General features: G+C 36.3%; 1 protein-coding gene and 1 pseudogene. Both read right to left on the bottom strand.

Going from position 1 to position 1383, the window contains the following annotated elements; translation table 11 throughout:
- Nucleotides 1-16: 16 nt before the first annotated feature.
- Nucleotides 17-703, bottom strand: a pseudogene (locus AMDU4_RS11135) (ATP-binding cassette domain-containing protein); the annotation flags it as partial.
- A gap of 157 nt (nt 704-860) precedes the next feature.
- Nucleotides 861-1361 carry a hypothetical protein gene (locus AMDU4_RS11140; protein ID WP_021788074.1) on the bottom strand — a complete coding sequence of 167 codons (501 nt, stop codon included), beginning with the start codon at nt 1359-1361 and terminating at the stop codon, nt 861-863.
- Nucleotides 1362-1383 lie beyond the last annotated feature (22 nt).

A 1383-nucleotide genomic window follows, 5' to 3' on the forward strand; every position in this document is an offset into this window, starting at 1 on the left:
GCCATGGTGACCTCTACTTTCCCACAACTGTTGCAGGTATATTGTTAAGGATGTATATTTCATCTGCCAGCTCAAGTACCTCTGTAAGGTTATGGGAAACCATTATAACAGATTTTAATGGTGTTTCACCGCTAAAAAGTATATTGTATATATCCTGTCTGAGACCTTCTGCTGTGAGCTCATCGAGATGTGCAAATGGCTCGTCCATAAGAAAAACATATGGATCTGCTGCAAATGCCCTTGCTATTGCAACTCTCTGGCGCATTCCTCCACTCATTTCCTTGGGATACAGATCCTCAAAGCCATCCAGGCCCACTCTGGATAGGGATTCCTTGGCTTTTTCTACCATCTCATTCTTTGACATGTCCTTTGTTTTCATTGACAGCATTACATTTTCCTTTGCATCCATCCATGGAAATGTAACTATAGACTGATGAATCAATGCAACCTCAGGTATGGGTTCATAGAGTGGTTTGCCAAGCAGTCTGACAGTTCCCCTATCCGGTTTCAGAAATCCTCCCAGAATCCTCAAAAGGGTTGATTTCCCTATTCCAGAGGGGCCAATAATAGCAATAAACTTTCCCTGCCCAGCCTCTATGTTTATATTTTCAAATACATCATAGCCGTTGTCGTATGAAAAATATATCCCTTCCGCCTCCAAAATTGAATTTGTTACCATTTGATCTTTAATTCCTACCTCCATTATGATTCACCTCTTATGGTGAAAATACCCCCGATCATAATGGTTATTTATTGAACATTATATATGTTGCTAATTCACGAGGCTATCTCCAGACCAATATTAAAATAATATATATAATATTATCCCGTTATAAAATCTTGAAATTGTTTGATGGAAGTCACTGTTTATTTTTAAAAAAATGCCACCAATGTGATTGTTTCTTCTCAATTGTTTTCTTTTTTAACTTTTTATTTCCGTTAACCGGTTCCAGCATAACGTCATTACCAACAAAAATGAATCCAAGTGTGATATTGTCTATATTTTTCCCAATCCAGTTATCATGCCTATAATCCCTGAATTTGTCATTGGATACTATGAGACAGTTTTTTTCTCTGGCATAATCCAGAATGAATGTGTCAGCCTTTATTCCTGAGGGAGAAATAATAAGTTTCCTATTTGCCACCATCTGGTTGAATTTTTCCGTATCATCTATAAGATACCTTATATTTGCATCACATATTGTTATTATTTCGGAAGCCTTTAATTCATTCAACTTATTAACGACCTTAAGTATATTGTTTAAAACTGCCTTCTTCTGATGTGAGTTTTTAAGGCCATAAAGAGCAACATTGCTTCCGTCGATGATTACGGTTGACCCGGAAATTTTATTTTCATACATAATTTAAATCAAATGTAAATTA

The organism is Ferroplasma sp. Type II (assembly GCF_000496155.1).